At 73.7% G+C, this 23,384-nt stretch carries 21 protein-coding genes; 15 read left to right on the top strand and 6 right to left on the bottom strand.

The features are described from left to right. Positions 1 to 126 precede the first annotated feature (126 nt). The 5 genes from pheS to ACFV7Q_RS07365 all read left to right on the top strand — a co-directional run bounded on the left by pheS (position 127) and on the right by ACFV7Q_RS07365 (position 7,404). Positions 127 to 1,257: a phenylalanine--tRNA ligase subunit alpha gene (gene pheS, locus ACFV7Q_RS07385; protein ID WP_385424727.1), complete on the top strand. Its 1,131-nt coding sequence runs from the start codon at positions 127 to 129 to the stop codon at positions 1,255 to 1,257. Further along, positions 1,257 to 3,785 carry a phenylalanine--tRNA ligase subunit beta gene (gene pheT / locus ACFV7Q_RS07380; protein ID WP_385424725.1) on the top strand — a complete coding sequence of 843 codons (2,529 nt, stop codon included), beginning with the start codon at positions 1,257 to 1,259 and terminating at the stop codon, positions 3,783 to 3,785. The genes pheS and pheT overlap by 1 nt, the downstream gene beginning before the upstream one ends. Before the next feature lie 168 nt (positions 3,786 to 3,953). Then, on the top strand, positions 3,954 to 5,120 hold the full coding sequence (locus ACFV7Q_RS07375; RefSeq protein ID WP_385424723.1) for a SpoIIE family protein phosphatase: 1,167 nt from the start codon (positions 3,954 to 3,956) through the stop codon (positions 5,118 to 5,120). Between the two features lie 360 nt (positions 5,121 to 5,480). Beyond that, complete coding sequence (locus tag ACFV7Q_RS07370) at positions 5,481 to 6,821, top strand: tetratricopeptide repeat protein (protein WP_385424721.1); 1,341 nt, start codon at positions 5,481 to 5,483, stop codon at positions 6,819 to 6,821. Positions 6,822 to 6,873: 52 nt separating this feature from the next. Next, a complete protein-coding gene (locus ACFV7Q_RS07365) occupies positions 6,874 to 7,404 on the top strand; it encodes an NUDIX hydrolase (protein ID WP_385424719.1) in 531 nt (176 codons plus the stop codon). Here ACFV7Q_RS07365 and ACFV7Q_RS07360 read toward each other — a convergent pair whose 3' ends face one another. Then, the gene (locus ACFV7Q_RS07360; RefSeq protein ID WP_385424716.1) at positions 7,405 to 8,847 is read right to left on the bottom strand and encodes an acyltransferase family protein; all 1,443 of its coding nucleotides are present in this window, start codon (positions 8,845 to 8,847) and stop codon (positions 7,405 to 7,407) included. A gap of 84 nt (positions 8,848 to 8,931) precedes the next feature. Beyond that, positions 8,932 to 9,804, bottom strand: a complete 873-nt coding sequence (locus tag ACFV7Q_RS07355) for a 3-hydroxybutyryl-CoA dehydrogenase (protein ID WP_385424714.1) — start codon at positions 9,802 to 9,804, stop codon at positions 8,932 to 8,934. 175 nt (positions 9,805 to 9,979) lie between these two features. Here ACFV7Q_RS07355 and ACFV7Q_RS07350 point away from each other — a divergent pair, with 175 nt between their 5' ends. Continuing rightward, a complete protein-coding gene (locus ACFV7Q_RS07350) occupies positions 9,980 to 11,293 on the top strand; it encodes a glycoside hydrolase family 10 protein (protein ID WP_385424711.1) in 1,314 nt (437 codons plus the stop codon). 25 nt (positions 11,294 to 11,318) lie between these two features. On the opposite strand, the gene ACFV7Q_RS07345 is transcribed toward ACFV7Q_RS07350, so the two are convergent. Continuing rightward, positions 11,319 to 11,516 carry a DUF1918 domain-containing protein gene (locus ACFV7Q_RS07345; RefSeq protein ID WP_385424709.1) on the bottom strand — a complete coding sequence of 66 codons (198 nt, stop codon included), beginning with the start codon at positions 11,514 to 11,516 and terminating at the stop codon, positions 11,319 to 11,321. A gap of 62 nt (positions 11,517 to 11,578) precedes the next feature. Beyond that, positions 11,579 to 12,571 carry a DMT family transporter gene (locus tag ACFV7Q_RS07340; protein ID WP_385424706.1) on the bottom strand — a complete coding sequence of 331 codons (993 nt, stop codon included), beginning with the start codon at positions 12,569 to 12,571 and terminating at the stop codon, positions 11,579 to 11,581. On the opposite strand from ACFV7Q_RS07340, the gene ACFV7Q_RS07335 reads away from it, so the two are divergent. The 9 genes from ACFV7Q_RS07335 to ACFV7Q_RS07295 all read left to right on the top strand — a co-directional run bounded on the left by ACFV7Q_RS07335 (position 12,570) and on the right by ACFV7Q_RS07295 (position 22,054). Continuing rightward, complete coding sequence (locus tag ACFV7Q_RS07335) at positions 12,570 to 14,027, top strand: PLP-dependent aminotransferase family protein (protein WP_385424704.1); 1,458 nt, start codon at positions 12,570 to 12,572, stop codon at positions 14,025 to 14,027. The genes ACFV7Q_RS07340 and ACFV7Q_RS07335 overlap by 2 nt on opposite strands. A gap of 99 nt (positions 14,028 to 14,126) precedes the next feature. Next, positions 14,127 to 14,702, top strand: a complete 576-nt coding sequence (locus tag ACFV7Q_RS07330) for a histidine phosphatase family protein (protein ID WP_385424701.1) — start codon at positions 14,127 to 14,129, stop codon at positions 14,700 to 14,702. A 40-nt stretch (positions 14,703 to 14,742) separates the two neighbouring features. After that, a complete protein-coding gene (locus tag ACFV7Q_RS07325; protein ID WP_385424699.1) occupies positions 14,743 to 15,492 on the top strand; it encodes an N-acetyltransferase in 750 nt (249 codons plus the stop codon). A gap of 104 nt (positions 15,493 to 15,596) precedes the next feature. Continuing rightward, a complete protein-coding gene (locus ACFV7Q_RS07320) occupies positions 15,597 to 16,964 on the top strand; it encodes a pyridoxal phosphate-dependent decarboxylase family protein (protein ID WP_385424697.1) in 1,368 nt (455 codons plus the stop codon). Positions 16,965 to 17,071: 107 nt separating this feature from the next. Then, positions 17,072 to 18,112, top strand: a complete 1,041-nt coding sequence (argC, locus tag ACFV7Q_RS07315) for an N-acetyl-gamma-glutamyl-phosphate reductase (protein WP_385424695.1) — start codon at positions 17,072 to 17,074, stop codon at positions 18,110 to 18,112. Positions 18,113 to 18,185: 73 nt separating this feature from the next. Continuing rightward, positions 18,186 to 19,343 (top strand): bifunctional glutamate N-acetyltransferase/amino-acid acetyltransferase ArgJ, encoded by a 1,158-nt coding sequence (argJ, locus tag ACFV7Q_RS07310; protein WP_385424692.1) that lies wholly within the window; start codon positions 18,186 to 18,188, stop codon positions 19,341 to 19,343. Continuing rightward, positions 19,340 to 20,275, top strand: coding sequence for an acetylglutamate kinase (gene argB / locus ACFV7Q_RS07305; RefSeq protein ID WP_385424689.1), 936 nt, complete (start codon positions 19,340 to 19,342; stop codon positions 20,273 to 20,275). The genes argJ and argB overlap by 4 nt, the downstream gene beginning before the upstream one ends. Next, positions 20,272 to 21,483, top strand: a complete 1,212-nt coding sequence (locus tag ACFV7Q_RS07300) for an acetylornithine transaminase (protein WP_385424686.1) — start codon at positions 20,272 to 20,274, stop codon at positions 21,481 to 21,483. The genes argB and ACFV7Q_RS07300 overlap by 4 nt, the downstream gene beginning before the upstream one ends. A gap of 7 nt (positions 21,484 to 21,490) precedes the next feature. Beyond that, entirely contained in the window at positions 21,491 to 22,054 is a 564-nt protein-coding gene (locus ACFV7Q_RS07295) for an arginine repressor (protein WP_385424683.1), read from the top strand. 55 nt (positions 22,055 to 22,109) lie between these two features. On the opposite strand, the gene ACFV7Q_RS07290 is transcribed toward ACFV7Q_RS07295, so the two are convergent. Next, positions 22,110 to 22,796, bottom strand: a complete 687-nt coding sequence (locus ACFV7Q_RS07290) for a L,D-transpeptidase (protein WP_385424769.1) — start codon at positions 22,794 to 22,796, stop codon at positions 22,110 to 22,112. Positions 22,797 to 22,802: 6 nt separating this feature from the next. Further along, positions 22,803 to 23,384, bottom strand: coding sequence for a pyridoxamine 5'-phosphate oxidase family protein (locus tag ACFV7Q_RS07285; RefSeq protein ID WP_385424680.1), 582 nt, complete (start codon positions 23,382 to 23,384; stop codon positions 22,803 to 22,805).

Below are 23,384 nucleotides of genomic sequence, written 5' to 3'. Positions count from 1 at the left end.
CGGCCCTCGGGCTCCTCACCTCCCCCGCGGCCCGTAGACTCGTCCTTTGGCACCTTTGTGTCCTTGTGTCGAGCTCCTTGTGTCGAGCGGGGACCTCCAGCCAGCCCATCGGAAGTACGGGAAGAGATGTCGGCACCCAACAAGTCGTACGACCCTGTCGAGGTCGAGGCACTGAAACCGGAAGAGATCGAGCGCATGCGGGACGAGGCGCTCGCCGCCTTCGCGGCCGCCGGCGACCTCGACGCACTGGCGCACGCGAAGACGGCCCACGCCGGCGGCACCTCGCCGCTCGCCCTCGCCAACCGCGAGATCGGCGCGCTGCCCCCGCAGGCCAAGGCCGAGGCGGGCAAGCGCGTGGGCCAGGCCCGCGGCGCCGTGAACAAGGCGTACGCGGAGCGCCTCGCCCAGCTGGAGGCCGAGCGCGACGAGCGCGTCCTGGTCGAGGAGGCCGTGGACGTCACGCTGCCGTACGACCGCGTCCCGGCCGGCGCCCGCCACCCCCTGACCACGCTCATGGAGCGCATCGCGGACATCTTCGTGGCCATGGGCTACGAGGTCGCCGAGGGCCCCGAGGTCGAGGCGGAGTGGTTCAACTTCGACGCCCTCAACTTCACGCCGGACCACCCGGCGCGCCAGATGCAGGACACCTTCTTCGTCCGGGGCCCCGAAGGGGTCGAGGGCGACGAGTCCGGTGTCGTGCTGCGCACCCACACCTCGCCGGTGCAGGCCCGCGCGCTGCTGGAGCGCCGCGAGCCGCCCGTCTACATCGTCTGCCCGGGCCGCGTGTACCGCACCGACGAGCTCGACGCCACGCACACCCCGGTCTTCCACCAGGTCGAGCTGCTGGCCGTGGACAAGGGCCTGACCATGGCCGACCTCAGGGGCACCATCGACCACATGGTCAAGGAGCTCTTCGGCGAGGAGACCACGACCCGCCTGCGCCCGCACTTCTTCCCGTTCACCGAGCCGTCCGCCGAGATGGACATGCAGTGCTACGTGTGCCGTGGCGCGTCGGTGGGCAACCCCGACCGCCCGTGCCGGACCTGCTCCAGCGAGGGCTGGATCGAGCTGGGCGGCTGCGGCATGGTCAATCCGAAGGTGCTCATCGCCTGCGGTGTGGACCCCGAGGAGTACAGCGGGTTCGCCTTCGGCTTCGGCATCGAGCGGATGCTGATGTTCCGGCACAACGTGGAAGACATGCGAGACATGGTCGAGGGTGACGTCCGGTTCACCCGGCCGTTCGGGATGGAGATCTGATGCGGGTCCCGCTTTCTTGGCTGCGGGAGTACGTCGACCTGCCCGCGGGCACCACCGGTCGAGACGTCGCTGCCAAGCTCATCGACGCCGGCCTGGAGGTCGAGACCGTCGAGCAGCTCGGCGCGGACCTGACCGGTCCCCTCGCCGTCGGCCAGGTGCTGACCATCGAGGAGCTGACGGAGTTCAAGAAGCCCATCCGCTTCTGCACCGTCGACGTCGGCCGGGCCAACGGCACCGGCGAGCCCCAGGAGATCGTCTGCGGCGCCCGCAACTTCTCCGTGGGCGACAAGGTCGTCGTGGCGCTGCCCGGCGCGGTCCTGCCCGGCGACTTCGCGATCGCCGCGCGCAAGACGTACGGCAAGAACTCGCACGGCATGATCTGCTCCGGCGACGAGCTGGGCATGGGCGACGACGGCACCCACGGCATCATCGTGCTGCCGCCGGAGCACGAGGCCGGCACCGACGCCATCGAGCTGCTGGAGCTCGTCGACGAGGTCCTCGACATCGACGTCACCCCCGACCGCGGCTACTGCATGTCGATGCGCGGCATCGCCCGCGAGACCGCCACCGCGTTCGGCCTGCCGCTGCGCGACCCGGCGCTGCTCGACGTGCCCGCGCCGAACTCGTACGGCTACCTCGTCAAGATCGAGGACCCGGCCGGGTGCGACCGCTTCACCGCGCGCACCGTCACCGGCCTGGACCCCGAGGCCCGCTCCCCGATCTGGCTCAAGCGCCGCCTGCAGAAGGCCGGCATGCGCCCGATCTCCCTCGCCGTGGACGTCACGAACTACGTGATGCTGGAGCTGGGCCAGCCGCTGCACGCCTACGACCGCTCCCGCCTGGACGGTGCCATCGGCGTGCGCCGGGCCGAACAGGGCGAGAAGTTCACCACCCTCGACGGGGTCAAGCGCACCCTCGACGCCGAGGACCTGGTGATCACCGACAACAGCGGGCCGATCGGCCTCGCCGGCGTCATGGGCGGGGCCAACACCGAGATCGCGGACTCCGTGGCCGACCCGGAGACGGGCGCCGTCACCGGCACCACGGACGTCGTGATCGAGGCCGCGCACTTCGACCCGGTCTCCGTCTCGCGCACCGCCCGCCGCCTGAAGCTCTCCTCGGAGTCCTCCAAGCGCTTCGAGCGCGGTGTCGACCCGCAGGCCGCCTCCGCGGCCGCGCAGCGGACCGTCGACCTGCTCGTGCTGCTCGCCGGCGGCACCGCCGAGGCCGGCGTGACCGAGCTCGTCGCCCCGGGTGCCCCGCGCACCATCGCGATGCGCGCGGACCACCCGGACACGGTCGCGGGCGTGGACTACGGCCGCGAGACCGTCGTGCGCCGCCTCCAGGAGGTCGGCTGCGACGTCTACGGCCAGGACGAGCTCGTCGTCACCGTCCCGTCGTGGCGGTCCGACCTCGCCGAGCCGAACGACCTCGCCGAAGAGGTCATCCGGCTGGAGGGCTACGCCAACCTCCCGTCCACCCTGCCCCAGGTGCCGTCCGGCCGCGGTCTGACCGCGCGCCAGCAGCTGCACCGCCGGGTCGGCCGGGCGCTGGCCGGCGCCGGCTACGTCGAGGCGCTGAACTACCCGTTCATCGGCGAGCAGGTCTTCGACCAGCTGCAGCTGCCCGCGCACGACGCCGCCCGCCAGGTCGTGAAGCTGGTCAACCCGCTCTCTGACGAGGAGCCGGCGCTGCGCACCACGCTGCTGCCGGGCCTGCTGCAGGCGCTGCGCCGCAACGACAGCCGCGGCAGCCACGACCTCGCCCTCTTCGAGACCGGTTCGGTCTTCCGCGCCGGCGACCGGCCGGGCGTGGCGGTGCGGCTGCCCGTCGACCGCCGTCCCACGGACGAGGAGATCGCCACGCTCGACGCCGCCCTGCCGGCCCAGCCGCGGTACGCCGCGGTCGTGCTGGCCGGAGCGCGCGAGCAGGCCGGCTGGTGGGGCAAGGGCCGCCCGGCCGACTGGGCCGACGCGGTCCAGGCCGCCCGCACGCTGGCCGTCGAGGCCGGTGCGGAGCTGGTGGTCCGCCAGGGCCAGTACGGCCCCTGGCACCCGGGCCGTTGCGCCGAGCTCGTCGTCACCCTCGACGGGGTCGAGCAGGTCATCGGCCACGCCGGTGAGCTGCACCCGCGCGTGGTGAAGGCGCTGGGCCTGCCGGCCCGCACCAGCGCGATGGAGCTCGACCTCGACCGCCTCGCGGCGGCCGGCGGCGCGCCCGTCGTGGCACCCCGGATCTCCTCCTTCCCGGTGGCGACCCAGGACGTGGCGCTGATCGTGGACGCGTCCGTCCCGGCGGTCGCCGTCGAGGCGGCGCTGCGCAAGGGTGCGGGCGAACTGCTGGAGTCGCTGCGGCTGTTCGACGTGTTCACCGGCGAGCAGGTCGGCGAGGGCAAGAAGTCCCTGGCGTACGCGCTGCGCTTCCGCGCGGCCGACCGCACGCTGACGGTCGAGGAGTCCACGGCCGCCCGTGACGCGGCGGTGGCGCTGGCCGCCGAGCGCACCGGGGCGGTGCTGCGCGGCGCGTAGTCGCCGTCCGCAGGCAGGCGTAGGGCCAGGTGAGGGGCGTATCCGGGGTACCGGATACGCCCCTCACTCATTCGGGTGAGAACGCCCCTCGGCCGTGTCCCGGAGGCGGGCCGGGTCGCCAGAATCGAGGCGGCCGGGTGACCGGGACCGGACACGGGAGTCCCAGGGATGATCACGCGTGGGGAGATGCCCCAGCTGCGCCGGGCGGGCGTCCTCGCGTGGGGCGGCGCCGCGGTGACCTGGGAGCTGTCCACGCCCGGGCGGCCGCTGTGGGCCGGCCTCGCCAGCTGCGCGGCCTTCCTGCTCCTGGCGGCCGGTTGCGCCCTGCACGTCCGGCGCGGCCTGAAGGCCCGGCTCAGACGCTCCCAGGAGATCGCGGGCGCCGCCCAACGGGCGCTGCTGCGGCCCCTGCCCGGGCGCATCGAGGGCCTGGCGGTGGCGGCGGCCCAGCTGTCGGCCAGCCGGGGCGCGTCGGTCGGCGGCGACCTGTACGAGGCCGTGCCGACCCCGTACGGGGTGCGGGTCGTCATCGGGGACGTACGCGGGCACGGTCTGCCCGCGCTGGCGGCCGCGGCCGTGGTGCTGGGGGCCTTCCGGGAGGCGGCCCACGACGAGGCCTCGCCGGTCGGGGTCCTGCGGCGCATGGAGCGGGCGCTCGGGCGGCACGTCCGCGAACGGGCCCGGGCGGAACACCCGTCCGCCTGCCCGGCCGAGCCCGGATCCCCGTCCGCGGAGGAGTTCGTGACGGTGCTTCTGCTGGAGATCGGCCGGGACGGCACCGTGACGGCCCTCAACTGCGGCCACCCGTGGCCGATCCTGCTGCGCCGCCCGGACGGGCCGCTGGAGCCCTGTGGGGCGGTTCCCCACACCGGCGCCCCCGTGGTGGGGGCGCTGCCCGGGCCGCGTGCGCGCCCGTCGGCGGCGCCGGGAGGGGCGGCGCCCCGGAGGAGGAGAGGGTGTGCGCCCCGGTCGGCGGTGGGACGGGAACCGGAGGGGGCGTCCGCGGGGGAGGGCGTGCGGGTGCTCGCCGGGGGCGATCCCCTGCCCCCGCTCGGGGTGGTGCCCGTCCCCGACGGGCTGGTGGCGGGCGACTGCGGCCGACTGCGTCCCGGCGACCTCCTGTTCCTGCACACGGACGGCGCGGAGGACGCCCGCGACACCGCCGGCCGGTTCTTCCCGCTGCACCGCGTCCTGGCCGGGGTCCTGGCCCGGCAGCCGGCGCCCGCCCCCGCGCGGCTGGTCGCGGGCGTGCACGCCGCACTGCTGCGCCACACCGGCGGGCGGCTCACCGACGACGTGGCCCTGCTGGTCCTCCGCAGCGACCGCTGCGCCTGAGCCCCGTACCGGGACGGCAGCCGGAACCGCACACCGGGCCCCGGTGGGAGGGCCCGGCGCGCGTTCCTCCCGGCCCCTGCGGGACCCGGTGACCAACCGGGTGCCGGCGGAGCCGAGGCGCGCCGCCCGCCTGCCGTGGAGTGTCGGGCAGACAACAGGCCGGGCGGCGCGGTGCGGGTCGTCGCACTGTACGAGGGGGAGCCGACGACCCGGGCTGCCTCTTTGGCGAGGCTCTTCAGTGAACCGCCCCCGGGGCCCGCAGCGGCAGGGTGCGTATCGCATTTATGCGCGTACTCGGTTCACACCCCGTGTGAACCCCGCACCCACTAGCCTGAGACCGACGAGCCCTTGGAGGGGCCCATGCAGCCCAATGCCCTGCTCGACGCCCTCCTCGCCGAGGCGGGCATGTCCCACGCCGGACTCGCCGCGCACGTGAACCAGGCCGGCCGGTCCCGCGGGCTCGCCCTGCGCTACGAACACACCGCCGTCACCCGGTGGTTGAAGGGCCAGCGGCCGCGCGGCCAGGTCCCCGACCTGATCTGCGAGGTGCTCGGCGGCCGGCTCCGCCGCCCGGTCTCCCTGGACGACGTCGGGTTCGGGCTGCCCGGGCAGCCCGCCGCCCCGCACTCCTCCCCGCTCCAGGGCTTCGTCGACCGGGCCACCGCCCTGTGGCGCTCCGACCAGCAGGGGCGCTTCCCGCTGCTCACCGCCGAGGCGGTCACCGGCACGCCCGCGGTGATCCCCGTGTGGGAGTGGGAGAACCCGCCCGAGGACGGCGACGTGTCCCGCGACGGCCCCCTGCGGATCGGGCCGGAGCACATCGAGATCCTCCGGGCCGCCCGCGCCCACTACGAGCTGATGTACCGGCGGGCCGGCGGGGTCGCCACCCGGGCCCGCATCGTCCGCTTCCTCGGCAGCGAGACCGCGCCCATGCTGCGCGGCAGTTACCCCGACGCCCTCGGCCGCGGACTGCACCGGGCCGCCGGGTCCCTGGTCGCCGTCGCGGGGATCTGCGCGTACGACTCCGACGGCCACGGCCTCGCCCAGCGCTACTTCCACCAGGCGCTGCGGCTGGCCAAGGCGAGCGGGGACCGGGGGCTCGGCGCGTACGTCATCGCGTTGCTCGTCAACCAGTCCCTGCACCTGCGCGAGCACCGCCAGGCCGTCGCCTTCGCCGAGGCCGCGCTGCGCTCCGCGAGCCGGGACACCACCCCGGCGCTCACCGCCGACCTGTACGCGATGCAGGCCAAGGCGTACGCCCAACTCGGCGATCCGGCCGCCGCCCTGGCCTGCATCCGGCACGCCGAAGCGGCGGCCGAGCGGATCCGGCCCGGCACGGAGCCCGACGAGACCGGGTACGTCCAGCCCGGGTTGGTCAACGTACAGGTGGCCGAGGCCCTGCTGAGCCTCGGGGACCTCGACGGCGCGCACGAGCAGGCGGCCGCCGCGGTCGGCACGCCCGCCCACGACCGCGGCCGGGTACACCGGCTGGCGATGCTGTGCGAGATCCAGCTGCGCCAGGGGGAGGGGGACGGGGCGGTGGCCACGGCCGCCGAAATGGCCGAGCGGGCCAAGGGGATGGAGTCGCTGCGGCTGCGGGACCGGCTGAGGGCCGTCCGCGAGCAGTTGCTGAGCAGCGGCTGCCCGGGCGCGGGGGAGACGGCCCGGCTCATCGACGGGGCGCTGCGCGTTCCGCTGTGACCGCTGCGGCTGCTGCCATGTTGCCACCGACGATCCGGAAGGTGGCAGAACCGTGCAGTGGACGAACCTGAGTGAGCAGACCGTGTACGAGAACCGCTGGTTCGACGTGAACCTCGCCGATGTGGAACTTCCCGACGGCCGGCACCTGGACCACTTCGTGATCCGGCTGCGGCCGGTCGCCGCCGCCACGGCCGTCAACGGGGCGGACGAGGTGCTGCTGTTGTGGCGGCACCGCTTCATCACCGACAGCTGGGGTTGGGAACTGCCCGCGGGCGTGGTCGAGGACGGCGAGGACCTCGCGCGGGCGGCGGCGCGGGAGATGGAGGAGGAGACGGGTTGGCGTCCCGGCCCGCTGCACCACCTGATGACCGTGGAGCCCTCCAACGGGCTGACCGACGCCCGCCACCACCTCTACTGGGCGGAGGGGGCCGCGTACGTCGGCCCTCCCGAGGACGACTTCGAATCCTCACGCCGCGCGTGGGTGCCGTTGGAACTCGTGCCGGAGATGATCGCCCGCGGAGAGGTCCCGGCCGCCAACACGGCGGCCGGACTGCTCCTCCTGCACCACTTGCGCCTGGGCTAGCTAGCCGTCCCGCCCGGCGGCGACCATCCGGGCCCGCTCCTCCTCGGCGGTCCGCTGGGGAGGAACCGGTCCGGCCGGGGCGCCGGCTACGGGGCCGGCCACGGTGCCTGCCGCCAGGCCGGCCGCCGTGCGCGGCCAGCGGCGGTCGACCGCCCGCTGCACGCGCCGGCCGAGGTCCTGCATCGGCAGCTCGACCAGGCGGTACAGCAGGTGGCTCGCGGCCAGCACCGCGGCGACGAAGATCGCGGTCCAGGCGATCCTGCCGAGCGTCGACGAGGGCAGCGGCGGCACCCCGACCAGGGGGGCGATCGTGCGCAGCAGCGGGAAGTGCACCAGGTACACCGAGAAGCTGATCGCGCCGAGCCAGGTCAGCACCCGCGGGAAGCGCCGCCCCCGGAGCAGGAACCCGAGCCCGAACGCCGCCCATGCGGCCAGGTACGAGAACGACCAGGCCCGCCAGCCCGAGGTCCAGGTGTGGTCCTCGAAGCCGCCACGGTTGTACAGGTAGCCGACCAGCCCGCCCGCGACCAGCACGAACCCGCAGGAGACCAGTGACAGGGTGCGGGTGCGGCCGGAGCCGGCGTGCTGCGCCCGGTACACCGCCGTGCCGGCGAACATCGTCGCGAAGATCATCCAGGTCTGGAACCACGGGGCCCGGCCGTTCAGCGTGATCAGTACGAGGCCGAGACCGCCGAGCAGTGCGGCGCCCGCGCCGGTCAGCCACCGCCGGCCGGTGAGCACCCCGGCGAGGCCGGCGAGCGCGATCGGAGTGACGACCAGCAGGAGCAGCCGGGTCGAGCCGAGCCAGGTCGACAGGAGCTGGGAGCCGACGGCCGTGCCGACCCCCAGGGCCGCGGCGGCGCAGACCACCGCGACGGGGCCGCTGTGCCGGTGCAGACCGCGGGTGAACAGGGCGGTCACGAAGAAGTAGAAGATCATCTCGTAGCAGAGCGTCCAGGTGACGTTCATGCTGTTGATGACGCCGAGCATGTCCTGCAGCATCAGGCCGTTCGCGACCAGTGAGGCCAGGTCGTCGCCGGTGCGCAGCAGCGCCACCGAGCCGTCGCCCTTCGGCAGGATCATGATCGAGAGGGCCAGGGCGGCGATGAGGGCCGGGTAGATCCGGAAGATCCGGCCGATCCAGAAGGCCCGGACGTCGCCGCGGCGTTCCAGCGAGGCAGGGATGATGTAGCCGCTGACGATGAAGAAGAGCATCACCCCGAACAGGCCCATGTCGAAGTTCCGCCAGACGAAGCCGCCGAAGGGCAGCAGCCGCAGGACGTCGAAGTGGTGCAGTGCCACGATCAGGGCGGCGACACCGCGCAGCGCGTCCAGCCAGCCGAGCCGGGCACCCGGCGCGGCCGTCCTGGCGGCCCCGCCGCGGTTCGCGCCCCGAGCCCCGGCGGACGGCCGCCGGGTGAGCGAGAGTATGTGCTTCTTCACGCAGGGACACTAGCCGACTCCCGGCCGCCACAGCGGCGGCCGGGCTGACGCGAAGGTCACACCTGCCGTTCGGCCGGGGTTCGGCTAGCCGTAAGCGTAGAAGCCCGATCCGGTCTTGCGGCCGAGGCGGCCCGCGTCGACCATCCGCTGGAGCAGCGGGGGAGCGGCGTACAGCGGCTCCTTGAACTCCGAGTACATCGAGTCGGCGATCGAGGCGATCGTGTCCAGACCGATCAGGTCGGAGAGCTTGAGGGGGCCCATCGGGTGGGCGCAGCCGAACTCCATGCCGTTGTCGATGTCCTCGCGGCTCGCGATGCCCGACTCGAACATCCGGATCGCGGACAGCAGGTACGGGACCAGGAGCGCGTTGACCACGAAGCCGGACCGGTCCTGGGCGCGGATCGCGTGCTTGCCGAGGACGCCCTGCACCAGGCCCTCGGCCCGCTTGATGGTCTCCTCGCTCGTGGTCAGCGCCGGGATCAGCTCGACGAGCTTCTGCACCGGGGCCGGGTTGAAGAAGTGGATGCCGATGACCTGGTCGGGCCGCGAGGTCGCCACGGCCAGCTTGACCAGCGGGATCGACGAGGTGTTCGAGGCGAGGATGGCGTCCCGGCGGGTGATCACCTGGTCCAGGACCTGGAAGATCTCCGTTTTGACCTGCTCGTTCTCGACGACCGCCTCGATGACCAGGTCACGGTCGGCGAACTCGCCGAGATCGGTGGTGAAGGAGAGGCGGGCCAGGGTGGCGTCCCGCTCCTCCTCGCTGATCTTGCCGCGGGCGGCGGCCTTGGTCAGGGAGTTCTGCAGCCGGGTGCGCCCGAGCTCCAGGGCCTCGCCCGTGGTCTCGGCGACCTTCACGTCGAGACCGCTGCGGGCGCACACCTCGGCGATGCCGGCACCCATCTGGCCACAGCCCACTACGCCGACCCGTGTGATGTCGGAAGGGAGGTCAGTCACTTCGTGCCTTTCGCTGCTCCGTCGTCGGCGGGTCCCCCGTGGTCGTCAGTGGTCACTGCAATCCGGCGCCCGCCACGCCCCCCGACGTTACCCCCGATCTTGCCGGTGGTGGCGGGCCGGGGCGGGCATGCTGAGCGCAGACAGGTGGAGTCACGCAACGGAACGGAGTCGTCACATGGAGTACATCGGACGGCGGGGCCTGTTGGCGGGGGCCGCAGGAGCGTTCGCAGCCGCATCAGCGGGCCCGGCCGGGGCGGCGGAAGCGGTACGGGGCGGCCCGCCGGCGGCGCGTACGCCCGCACACGCGGAGGGCGTCGGGGCGGCTCCGGGGGAGGCGGGCCCGCCGGGCTCCCGACGGAAGGCCGCCGCGGAGTTCCGCGGGATGTGGATCGCCTCCGTGGAGAACGTGGACTGGCCCTCCGGGACCGGCCTGGACGCCGGGGAGCAGCGCGACGAGCTGACCGCCCTCTTCGACGCCGCCGTCGAACGGCGCCTCAACGCGGTGTTCCTCCAGGTCCGGCCCACCGCCGATGCCATGTGGCCCGCCGCCCGGGAACCCTGGTCGCAGTGGCTGACGGGCCGGCAGGGCACCGACCCCGGCTGGGACCCGCTCGGCGCCGCCGTCGCCGAAGCCCATGCCCGGGGGCTCGAACTGCACGCCTGGTTCAACCCGTACCGGGTGGCCAACGGCCACGCCGATCCCGCGCGCCTCGCGTCCTCGCACCCGGCGCGCCGCAACCCCGGCTGGACGGTCCCGTACGGCGGCAAGCTCTACTACAACCCGGGGCTGCCCGAGGTGCGCGCCTTCGTCCAGGAGGCCATGCTCGACGCCGTCTCCCGCTACGCCGTGGACGGGGTGCACTGGGACGACTACTTCTACCCGTACCCCGTCGAGGGGGAGCACTTCGACGACGACGACGCCTACGCGCGCCACGGCGCCGGCTTCGCCACGCGCGCCGACTGGCGCCGCTCCAACATCGACGCCCTGGTCCGGGAAATGTCCGAACGGGTGCGGTCGGTGCGACCCTCGGCCCGGTTCGGCATCAGCCCGTTCGCCGTCTGGCGCAACCGGGACCGGGACCCGCTCGGCTCGGACACCCGGTCCCTCGCCACGTACGACGACCTGTACGCGGACACCCGCACGTGGGTGCGGGAGGGCTGGATCGACTACGTCGTGCCGCAGGTGTACTGGCACATCGGCCATCCGGCGGCCGACTACGCCAAGCTCGTCCCGTGGTGGGCGCAGACCGTCGCCGGAACGGACGTCGACCTGTACATCGGGGAGGCGCTGTACCGCTGCGACCCCGACAGTGCGACGGCCGCCTGGCGCGACCCGGCCGAGCTGTCCCGGCACCTGGCCTTCGCGCGCCGGTACGCCGAGGTCCGCGGCCATGCCTACTTCTCTGCGAAGCAGGTGGCCGCGGACCCCAATGGAGCGATGGCCAGGGTCGTCGCCGACCACTACCCGACGGCGGTTCCGCCCCGCTGAGGTGCCGGGCCGCCGGGCCGCCGCATCAGTGCCGGGGTTCCTCCGGGTGCTTCACCACGCAGTCGGGGCCCGGGGACATGAGGGCTTCGTGGCCGTCGGGGAAACGGACCCGGTAGGGCGGGCTGCCGTTTTCGCCCAGTACCTGAGTGATCTCACCGACCTTGTCGTGCTGCCCCACGACTCTGCCGTGCTGCACCAGCTGGTCGCCTTCGGTCGCGCGCATAAGCTGACCTCCTCGGAGGCGGTCTGGATCCGGTGACAGCAGTGTACGGCGATTTGTCCGACTTAAGCCCGCTGGGTGAGGGCGATGCAGACCAAGACCGCGCAGGCGGCCGCCGGAGCCGCGGGCGACAGCCGCTCACCCAGCAGGGCCACCGACCACACCAATGTCAGCAGTGGCTGGGCCAACTGGAGCTGGCTGGCCCGAGGGGCGCCGATCTCCGCCATGCCCCGGTACCAGACGTACAGGCCCAGGAAGGTGGAGCCCGCGGCCGCCCACACCAGCCCGGCCAGCCCGTGGGCGGTCAGCCGCACCGGCTCGTACGCCAGCCCCAGCGCGGAACCGGCCAGCGTGAGCGGGAGGGACAGCACCAGCGCCCACCCGATGACCTGCCACCCCGGCATCGCGCGGGCCAGCCGACCGCCCTCGGTGTAACCGGCGGCGCAGGCCAGCAGGGCCCCGAACAGGAACCCGTCGCCGGCCGAGAGCGAGCCGCCGCTCTCGGCCAGGGTGAAGGCGAGGACGACGACGGCCCCGGCGACCGCCGCGGCCCAGAACCGGCGCGAGGGCCGCACACCGGTGCGCAGGGCCGACAGCGCCGCCGTGGTGAGCGGGAGCAGCCCGACCACCACGGCGGCGTGCGAGGTGGTGGAGGTGGTCAGCGCCAGGGTGGTGAGCAGCGGGAAGCCGACGACCACACCCGCGACCACCACCGCCAGCCCCGCCCAGTGTTCGCGGGCCGGCAGCGGGACCCGCCCGGCCAGCAGGAAGCCCCCCGCGATCAGGGCGGCCAGCACGCTGCGCACCGAGACGAAGCTCCAGGGGCCGAAGCCCTCCAGGCCCCAGGCGGTGGCGGGGAAGGTCAGGGAGAAGGCGAGGACGCCGAGCGAGGCGAGCGCGGTGCCGGCCGCGGTTCCGGTCCTGGCGTTGCCTGCGGTTCCGGTCCCCGAACGAGCCCGTGCGTCGGCCGGTGTGGCGTGGGCGGTGCAGTCCGGTGTGCCGTCCAGGATCCCGACTGCTATCGGAGTGGCGGGGGTAGCGCTATTCTGTGCTCTCATGTACGAGCGTAGCAGTGTGCAGGAGTTGGCGGATGCCCTGCGCTCCGACCTGAACCGCTACTCGGTGGGTGGAAAGCTGCCGTCGAGCCGGGTCTTGGTGGAGCGCTACCGGGTCAGCCCCGTCACCGTCTCCCGCGCCCTCGCCCAGCTCTCCGCCGAAGGCCTCGTCGTCACCCGGCCCGGCGCCGGCGCCTACCGGGCCCTGCCGCGTACGCCCGATCCCGCGCCCGGCGACACCTCCTGGCAGGAGGTGGCCCTCAGCGCGGAGGGCGTCGGGGAGGTGGTCCCCCGGTCCGTGGACGCCTCCGGGGTCATCAACTCCCTCGCGACCCCGCCGGCCGGGGTCATCGAGCTCAGCGGCGGCTACCTGCACCCCTCGCTCCAGCCGGAGCGGGCCATGGCCGCCGCCCTGGCGCGGGCCGGCCGGCGCCCCGGCGCCTGGGGGAGGCCCCCCGTGGAGGGCCTGCCCGAGCTCCGCGACTGGTTCGCCCGCGAGATCGGCGGTTCCGTCGCCGCTGCCGATGTGCTGATCACAGCGGGCGGGCAGAGCGCGCTGACCACCGCCGTACGCGCGCTGACCCCGCCGGGGGCGCCGATCCTGGTCGAGTCGCCCACCTACCCCGGCCTGCTGTCGATCGCCCGGGCTTCCGGATGCCGGCCCGTGCCCGTTCCCGCCGACGCCGACGGGGTCCGGCCGGAGCTGCTGGCCGCCGCCTTCGAAGCCACCGGAGCCCGGGTCTTCGTGTGCCAGCCGCTCTTCCAGAACCCCACCGGGGCGGTGCTGGCCCCCGAACGGCGTACCGAAGTGCTGCGGATCGCACGGGAGGCCGGGGCGTTCGTCGTGGAGGACGACTACGCCCGGGCCCTCGCCCACGAGGACGCCGGGCCGCTGCCCCCGACCCTGGCCGCCGAGGACCGCGACGGGGTGGTGCTGCACGTCCGGTCGCTGACCAAGGTGGCCTCGCCGAGCCTCCGGGTGGGCGCGCTCGCCGCCCGCGGCCCCGTCCTGGACCGGCTGCGGGCCATCCAGGTCGTGGACAGCTTCTTCGTGCCGCGCCCGCTCCAGGAGGCCGCCCTCGAACTCGTCGGAGCCCCCGCCTGGCCGCGCCACCTGCGCTCCCTCTCCGCCGAGCTGCGGCACCGGCGCGACGTGCTCGCGGGTGCGCTGCGCCGCGGACTGCCCGGACTGCGGCTGCCCCACCTGCCGTCCGGCGGTTTCCAGTTGTGGGCCCGGCCCGGCGGGGAGGGCGACGACGTCGCCTTCGCGGCCGCCGCCCTGCGGGCCGGTGTCGCGGTCATGCCCGGCCGTCCCTACTTCTGCGCGGAACCGCCCGGTCCGTACGTACGGCTGAGCTTCGCCGGGGTATCGGGCGCGGCGGAACTCGGCGAGGCCGTCCAGCGGCTGCGCACCGGACTGGGGCAGGAGCAGGCCGGCGCCGCCGGTCCGGACGCCTGACGTCGGACGCGTGTCGGACGTCGGACGTCGGACGTGTGCTGGACGTCGGACGTGTGCCGGACGCTTGACCCGGTGCGGCCCGCGGCCCACCATCGCCGCATGAACGTTCGGGTTTCGCTCGTCGCAGCAGCCCGCGGCTCCTCGCTGCTCGCCGAGCGCTTCGACGACGACCGCCCCCTGGACGACGAGGGCTGGCGCACCCTCGCGGCCGCCGCGGCCGGGCTGGTCCCCCTGGGCGCCGCCGGACTGCGCTACTGCTCGCCCGGCCCGCGCAGCCGGGCCACCGGCCGGGCCCTCGGGTACGCACCGCTCGCCCAGCCCGCACTGCGCGAGTGCGACATGGGCCGCTGGCGGGGCCTGACCCTGGCCGAGGTCGCCGCCCGCGAACCCGGCGCGGTGGAACTCTGGCTCGCCGACCCGCTCGCCGCCCCGCACGGTGGCGAATCCCTCCTCGCCTTCATCTCCCGCATCGGGGGCTGGCTCGACACCAGGCCCGCCGACGACGGGGGCGCGATCGTCGCCGTCGCAGAGCCCTCGGTGGTGCGGGCGGCCCTCGTGTACGCGCTGCGGGCCGCCCCCCAGACGTACTGGAACGTGGACGTCCGCCCGCTGTCCACCATCACCCTGACCGGCTGGTCGGGGCACTGGCACCTGTCGCTGCAGGCCCCCGGGTAATCCGGTGGAGGTGCCGCCGCATCGCCCTTAGCCTGCGCACATGGACGGAATCGAGATCACCACGATTGCGGAGCGCCCCGAACTCGCCGAGCGGCTCTACGACATGGACGACTCATGGCCCGAGTTCTCGGGCAACGACTCGCTCGCCTGGCTGCTCTACCCGCGGATGGTGTCGGAGCTGCCCGAGTACGTGCTGATCGCGACGGAGGGCGAATCGGTGGTCGCCCGCGGGTTCAGCGTGCCGTTCGCGCTGCACGCGCCGGGCCGGGACGGGGTCCTACCGGCCCGCGGCTGGGACCAGGTCGTCATGTGGGCCTTCTCCGACCTGCGGCGCGGCATCGAGCCCGACACGGTGAGCGCCGTCGAGATCAGCATCGACACAGGCCGGCAGGGCGAGGGCCTGTCCGGGCGGATGCTGGCCGCGATGCGGGACAACGCGCGTGCGCGCGGCTTCGCCGAAGTGGTGGCCCCGGTCCGGCCCAGCGGCAAGCCGGCCGAGCCCGACACCCCGATCCACGAGTACGCGTACCGGACCCGCGAGGACGGGCTGCCCCACGACCCGTGGCTGCGGGTCCACGTCCGCGCCGGCGCGGTGATCGACTCGATCGCGCCGCTGTCGATGACGGTCACCGGCTCCTTGGACGAGTGGCGCGCCTGGACGGGGCTGCCCTTCGACACGGCCGGCCCGGTCCACGTCCCCGGGGCCCTCACCCCGGTCCACTGCGACCCGGTCCAGGGCTACGCGGCGTACGTCGAACCGAACGTCTGGGTCCGCCACTCCCTGACCTGATGGCTGCCCGGCACGGCGCCCGGCCCGAGGGCTGACGGCTGACCGCAAGGCCGCCTCCGGGCCGCGGCTTGCAGGCCGGCCGCGGCCGTCCCATAGTCCGAGGTATGGACGCGCGCGAGGCCGCGCTCCGACGGGCACACGGCCATGCCGTGCGCTGGCTGGCGAGCCTGTCCGAGCGGCGGGTGCCCGCCCGTGCTTCGGTCGACGAGGTCGTACGGGCGCTCGGTACCGAGCTGCCGGAAGGCCCCGGTGTGCCCGCCGAGGTCGTCGACCTGATGGCCGAGGCCTGCGAGCCGGGCCTGACCGCCTTCCCCAGCGGCCGCTTCCACGGTTTCGTGGTCGGCGGCACCGAGCCGGCTGCGCTGGCCGCGGACTGGCTGGTCAGCGCCTGGGACCAGAACTGCGTGATGCGCGCCGCCTCGCCCGCCTACGCGGCGGCCGAGGACATCGCGAGCACGTGGCTGCTCGACCTGCTCGGCCTGCCGGCTCGCAGCGCCGTCGGCTTCACCACCGGCGCGACCACCGCGAACTTCACCTGCCTCGCCGCCGGCCGCGACGCGGTGCTGAGGGGCGCCGGCTGGAACGCGGCCCGCGACGGGCTCGCCGGGGGCCCGGCGGTCCGCGTCGTCGCCGGCGCCGACCGCCACATCGCCGTCGACATGGCGCTGCGCTACCTGGGGCTCGGCGCACCCGGAACCGTGCGGGCCGACGACCAGGGGCGCATCGACCCCGAGGCCCTGCGCCACGCCCTGGCCTCCGGCGGGCCGGGCCCGACGATCGTGGTCCTCCAGGCCGGGGACATCCACTCCGGCGCCTTCGACCCCTTCCCCGCGGCGGTCCGCGCCGCCCGCGAGGCGGGCGCCTGGGTACACGTCGACGGGGCATTCGGCCTGTGGGCGGCGGCCTCCCCGGCGCACGCGCCCCTGACCGCCGGCTGCGCGTCCGCCGACTCCTGGGCGACGGACGCCCACAAGACCCTGAACGTCCCCTACGACTGCGGCCTCGCCATCGTGTGCGACCCGTCCGCCCTCCGGGCGGCGATGGGCCAGCGCGGCGACTACCTCATCCACGACGAGCAGGGCGACCCCGTCGACAAGGTCCCCGAGCTCTCCCGGCGCGGCAGGGCCTTCCCCGTGTGGGCCGTCCTCAGGTCCCTCGGCCGGTCGGGGGTCGCCGACCTCGTCGACCGGCTGTGCCGGCACGCCCGCGCCTTCGCCGACGGCATCGCCGCGATCGACGGCGCGACCGTCCTCAACGAGGTGGTGTTCACCCAGGTCTGCGCCGAGTTCGGCAGCGATGACCGCACCGACCGGGTCCTCACCCGGCTGCTCGACGAGGGGGACACCTGGATCAGCGGCTCCACCTGGCACGGCCGCCGCGTCATGCGGATCTCCGTGAGCAACTGGTCGACCACCGACGCCGACGTGGACCGCTCGCTCGACGCGATTCGCCGTGCCGTCACCGGATCCTGACGTGCTCCGCGCGCCGCCCGTCCAGCAAGCCCGGGGTGGGGGGACCCGGTCTCATTGCATAAAAGTGCGGCGATCCGTATAGTCATGCCATCGAAGAGGAGGGTCCGATGGTGGTACGTGTAGCAGTGGCCGGAGCGAGCGGATACGCGGGCGGTGAGCTCCTGCGCCTGCTCCTGGCGCACCCCGAGGTGGAGATCGGCGCGCTCACCGGCCACTCCAACGCCGGTCAGCCCTTCGGCTCCCTGCAGCCGCACCTCGTCCCGCTCGCCGGCCGCGTACTGGAGCCGACCACCCCCGAGGTCCTCGCCGGCCAGGGCCGGCGGCATGACGTCGTCTTCCTGGCGCTGCCCCACGGGCAGTCCGCCGCCGTCGCGGCCGAGCTGGGTCCCGACGTGCTCGTCGTCGACATGGGCGCCGACCACCGGCTGAAGGACTCCGCCGACTGGGACCGGTTCTACGGCGCCCCCCACGCCGGCACCTGGCCCTACGGGCTGCCCGAGCTGCCCGGAGGCCGCGCAGCGCTGGAGGGGTCCAAGCGCATCGCGGTCCCCGGGTGCTTCCCCACCGCCGTGTCCCTCGCCCTCTTCCCGGCCTACGCCGACCGGCTCGCCGAGCCGGAGGCGGTGATCGTCGCCGCCTCCGGCACCTCCGGCGCCGGCAAGGCCCTCAAGCCGCACCTGCTGGGCTCCGAGGTCATGGGGTCGGTGAGCCCGTACGGCGTGGGCGGCGTCCACCGGCACACCCCCGAGATGGTGCAGAACCTGTCCGCGATCGCCGGGCAGCGCGTCTCGGTCTCCTTCACGCCCACCCTCGCGCCCATGTCCCGGGGCATCCTCGCCACCTGCTCCGCCAAGGCCCTCCCCGGCACCACCGCCGCCGCGGTGCGCGCCGCGTACGAGAAGGCCTACGCGGACGAGCCCTTCGTCCACCTGCTGCCCGAGGGCCAGTGGCCGGCGACGGCATCCGTCTACGGTTCCAACGCCGTTCAGGTCCAGGTCGCCCACGACGAGGCCGCGCAGCGGATCATCGCGATCAGCGCCATCGACAACCTCACCAAGGGCACCGCCGGCGGCGCGGTCCAGAGCATGAACATCGCCCTCGGGTTCCCCGAGAGCCTGGGGCTGTCCACGATCGGAGTGGCACCGTGAGCGCCGTACCGAGCGCCACCACCGCAGCCGCCGGGCTGCGGACGACGACGGAACAAGCGAGCGAGGAGACGCAGTGACGGTCACGGCAGCACAGGGATTCACCGCGGCGGGCATCGCCGCGGGGATCAAGGAGAACGGCAACCCGGACCTGGCCCTCGTGGTCAACAACGGGCCTCGCCTGGCCGCGGCCGGCGTCTTCACCTCCAACCGGGTCAAGGCCGCCCCCGTCCAGTGGTCCGAGCAGGTCCTGCGCGGCGGCGCCGTCAGCGCGGTCGTCCTCAACTCCGGCGGCGCCAACGCCTGCACCGGCCCCAAGGGCTTCCAGGACACCCACGCCACCGCCGAGAAGGTCGCCGAGGCGCTCGGGGGCGAGCACAACGCCGGCGAGGTGGCCGTCGCCTCCACCGGCCTGATCGGCGTCCTCCTCCCGATGGACAAGCTGCTGCCCGGCGTGGAGACCGCAGTCGCCGCCCTCTCCGCGGACGGCGGCGAGGCCGCCGCCATCGCCATCAAGACGACCGACACCGTCCACAAGACCGCCGCGGTCACGCGGGAGGGCTGGACCGTCGGCGGCATGGCCAAGGGCGCCGGCATGCTCGCCCCCGGCCTGGCCACCATGCTCGTCGTCCTCACCACCGACGCCGACCTGGACAGCGCCACCCTCGACCGGGCACTGCGCTCCGCGACCCGTACCACCTTCGACCGGGTCGACTCCGACGGCTGCATGTCCACCAACGACACCGTGCTGCTGCTCGCCTCCGGCGCGTCCGGCCGGGCACCGGCGTACGAGGACTTCGCGGAGGCCGTGCGGACCGTCTGCGACGACCTCGCCCGCCAGCTGATCGGCGACGCCGAGGGCGCGAGCAAGGACATCCGCATCGAGGTCGTCGGCGCGGCCAGCGAGGACGACGCCGTCGAGGTCGGCCGGTCCATCGCCCGCAACAACCTCCTCAAGTGCGCCATCCACGGCGAGGACCCCAACTGGGGCCGGGTCCTCTCGGCCATCGGCACCACCAGGGCCGCCTTCGACCCCGACCGCCTCAACGTCGCCATCAACGGCGTGTGGGTCTGCAAGAACGGCTCCGTCGGCGAGGACCGCGACCTGGTCTCCATGAAGGACCGCGAGGTGCGCATCACCGCCGACCTGTCCAGCGGCAGCGAGTCCGCCGTGATCTGGGCCAATGACCTGACCGCCGAGTACGTCCACGAGAACAGCGCCTACAGCTCATGACCGGCACCGCGCGGAAGCACACCGCTCTCCCGAAGGCGCAGATCCTCATCGAAGCGCTGCCCTGGCTGACCCGCCACCACGGCAAGACCGTCGTCATCAAGTTCGGCGGCAACGCCATGGTGAACGACGAGCTCAAGGCCGCGTTCGCACAGGACGTGGTCTTCCTGCGGCACGCCGGGCTCCGCCCCGTCGTCGTGCACGGCGGCGGCCCCCAGATCAACGCCCAGCTCGACAAGGAAGGCCTGGTCAGCGAGTTCAAGGCGGGCCTGCGCGTGACCACCCCGGAGGCCATGGACGTCGTTCGGATGGTGCTCGCCGGCCGGGTCCAGCGCGAGCTGGTGGGCCTGCTCAACCAGCACGGTCCGTTCGCCGTCGGCATGACCGGCGAGGACGCCCAGACCATCTCCGCGGTCCGGCACCTGCCCGAGATCGACGGGGAGCAGGTGGACATCGGCCGGGTCGGTGAGATCACCGCCATCGACACCGGCGCCATCGAGGCCCTGCTCGCCGACGGACGGATCCCGGTGATCTCGTCCATCGCGCGCGCCGCCGACGACGGGCACGTCTACAACGTCAACGCCGACACCGCCGCCGCCGCGCTCGCCGCCGCGCTCGGGGCCGAGACGCTGATGGTCCTCACCGACGTCGAGGGCCTGTACGCCGACTGGCCCCACAGCGACGAGGTGATCAGCAGGCTCACCGTCAGCCAGCTGGAGAAGCTGCTGCCCGAGCTGTCCAGCGGAATGGTGCCCAAGATGGAGGGCTGCCTGCACGCCGTGCGCAACGGGGTGCGCACCGCCCGCGTGATCGACGGGCGGGTCCAGCACTCGATCCTGCTGGAGATCTTCACCGACGAGGGCATCGGCACGATGGTCGTACCGGACGTGCAGGGCCCGCAGGACGGCAGGACACCGGGAGGGAAGCAGTCGTGACCGCCAACCAGGAGTACGCGGCCCGCTGGCAGGGCGCGCTGACCAACAACTACGGCACGCCCGCCGTGGCCCTCGTACGCGGCGAGGGCGCCCAGGTCTGGGACGCCGACGGCAAGCAGTACACCGACTTCGTCGGCGGCATCGCCGTCAACGCCCTCGGCCACGCCCACCCCGCGATCGTCGCCGCCGTGACCGCCCAGGTCTCCACCCTCGGCCACGTCTCCAACCTCTACGCCTCCGAGCCCGTCCTCGCGCTCGGCGAGCGGCTGCTCCAGCTCTTCGGACGCCCCGGCCGGATTTTCTTCTGCAACTCCGGAGCCGAGGCCGTCGAGGCCGCCTTCAAGATCGGCCGGCTGACCGGGCGGACCCACATGGTCGCCACCGCCGGCGGCTTCCACGGTCGGACCATGGGCGCCCTCGCGCTCACCGGCCAGCCCGCGAAGCAGGGGCCGTTCCTGCCGCTGCCCGGCGACGTCACGCACGTCCCGTACGGCGACGCCGACGCCCTGCGGGCCGCCGTCACCGAGGAGACCGCACTCGTCGTCATCGAGCCGATCCAGGGCGAGAACGGCGTCGTCGTACCCCCCGCCGGCTACCTCAAGGCCGCGCGGGAGATCACCCGCGCCACCGGCACCCTCCTCGTCCTCGACGAGGTGCAGACCGGCATCGGGCGGTGCGGCCACTGGTTCGAGCACCAGGCCCACGAGGGCGTCGACCCCGACCTCGTCACACTCGCGAAGGGCCTGGGCGGCGGCCTGCCGATCGGCGCCGTCGCCGCGTTCGGCCCGGCCGCCGACCTCCTGCAGCCAGGCCAGCACGGCACCACCTTCGGCGGGAACCCCATCGCCTGCGCCGCCGGCCTCGCCGTCCTCGACACCATCGCCGCCGACGGACTCCTCGACCGGGTCAAGGCCCGCGGCGAGCGGCTCCGCTCCGGAATCGAGGGCCTCGGCGGCGGCAGTGGCCACCCGCTGGTCTCCCATGTCCGTGGCGAGGGCCTTCTCCTGGGTATCGTGCTGACCGGGCCGTACGCACCGCAGGTGCAGCAGGCGGCCCAGGACGCCGGCTTCCTGGTCAACGCGCCCGCCCCCGACGTCGTACGGCTCATGCCGCCGTACGTGCTCACCGAGGCAGAGGCGGACGCGTTCGTGCAGGCCCTGCCCGGCATTCTCGATGCAGCCAACGGGGACGGACGAACCGGGGAATGAGACGACGATGAGCCAGGCGCAGGACAACGAGCAGTCGGGGTCCCCCAATACGGAGAACGGGGGAGGTCCTTCCGTTCCCCAGACCCGCACCGCCCGCCACCGCCGGATCGTGGACATCCTGAACCGGCAGGCGGTCCGCTCCCAGAGCCAGCTGGCCAAGCTGCTCGCGGACGACGGGCTGAGCGTCACCCAGGCGACGCTCTCGCGGGACCTCGACGAGCTGGGGGCGGTGAAGATCCGCAACACCGGCGGCGAGCTGATCTACGCGGTGCCCAGCGAGGGCGGCTTCCGCACCCCGCAGGCCCCGCTCGGCGAGTCGGCGAAGGAGGAGCGCATGCGGCGCCTCTCCGGTGAACTGCTGATCTCGGCGGAGGCCTCCGCGAACCTCGTCGTCCTGCGCACTCCGCCGGGTGCCGCGCAGTTCCTGGCCTCGGCGATCGACCAGGCCGAACTGCACGCCGTCCTCGGCACCATCGCCGGCGACGACACGCTGATGCTCATCAGCCGCGACCCGGCGGGCGGCCAGGCCCTCGCCGACCACCTGCTGCGCCTGGCCCAGAAGGAGAGCTGACGGACTCCGGCCCGCGGGACCTGCCGGTTCCGCGGGCCGTCCTCCGTGGCCGTCGTCAGTACCGGGTGATCGCCAGGTCGCCCGTCTGCGTGCCGATCGCGATGTGCGGGCGGCGCCGGGGATCGGCCCAGCGCAGGATCGCGCGCATCGCCTCCTGCGGGACCGACACACAACCCGCCGTCGCGCCCTTGCCGTTGACGTGGAGGAAGATGCCCGCTCCCCGGCCGTGGACCGGGCGGTCGTAGTTGAAGGCGATGACCATCCCGTGCGCGTACTGCCGTGCGTACGTCACGAGGTGCTCGGACTCGCCGGGCGCGCAGTCCGCCGGCAGCGGCTCCACCCAGCGGTTGTAGCTGCTCGACGCATTGTCCTGGCACCACCAGGAGGCGTCCGTCACCCGTCGGTAGGGGTACTGCGTCCCGGCGGGGGCCCGGCGGATCCCGAAGGCGTACGGGAGGGCGTACAGGCCGGTCGGGGTGGTGTTGGTGCCCTGGACACGGGTCGCCCCGTCCGTCAGGCCCTTCGCCCCGAACCGGGCCTCGGCACTGCCCTTCTCGAACCAGCGCCCCGCCCACCGCTCCCACCAGACCACCCGTCCGGTCGTGGACCCGGGGGCGGGCGCGACGGCGGTGATGAGCTGGCTGCCGCCGCCGGTGTCGGCGAGCTGGTCAGGCAGCGGCTGATGGCCGTGGGGGAGGAGGGTGGTGACGATCAGTGAGCCGGTGACGAGAGCAGTACGCAGCACATGTCAGACGGTACGCGGAGGAAGGGGCAGCGGCAGCGCAGGCAGGCCGTCGACACTCACCCCGACGTACTCCTTCCCCTCGCAGTACGCGGCGAACTCCTCGTCCGTCTTCCGCGCGAAGTACTCCGCATGGAGCTCGCGCTCGCCCTCGTACTCCATGAAGGGGACTGCGAACCCGCAGGAGTCGGAGACCCGCAGCGCGTGCACCACGACGACGGCCCGCGCGGCCGGTCCGTCCGCGTCCGCGAACCGCCCGATCAGCTCGCCCCAGCGGGGGTCGTCGCGGAAGACCGCCTCGGCCCGGCCGTGCACCCGCACGATGGTGGGCCGGCCGTGGAACGCGCACCACATCAGGGTGATCCGGCCGTTCTCCCGCACGTGGGCGATGGTCTCGGCGGTGCTGCCGCCGAAGTCGAGGTAGGCGAGCGTCAGTTCGTCGATGACGACGAGGGTTCCCTTGCGGCCCTTGGGGGACAGGTTGACGTGGCCGTCCGCCGCCAGCGGAGCCGTCGCGGTGAAGAAGACCGGCTGCTCCTCGATGAAGGTGCGCAGCCGACCGTCTATGCGTTCGTAGAGCTTTCCCAT

The organism is Streptomyces sp. NPDC059851 (assembly GCF_042732005.1).
In the GTDB taxonomy this organism is placed as follows: domain Bacteria; phylum Actinomycetota; class Actinomycetes; order Streptomycetales; family Streptomycetaceae; genus Streptomyces.
Note: the sequence above shows the minus strand (reverse complement) of the source record. Positions and strands in the feature narration are given on the sequence as shown.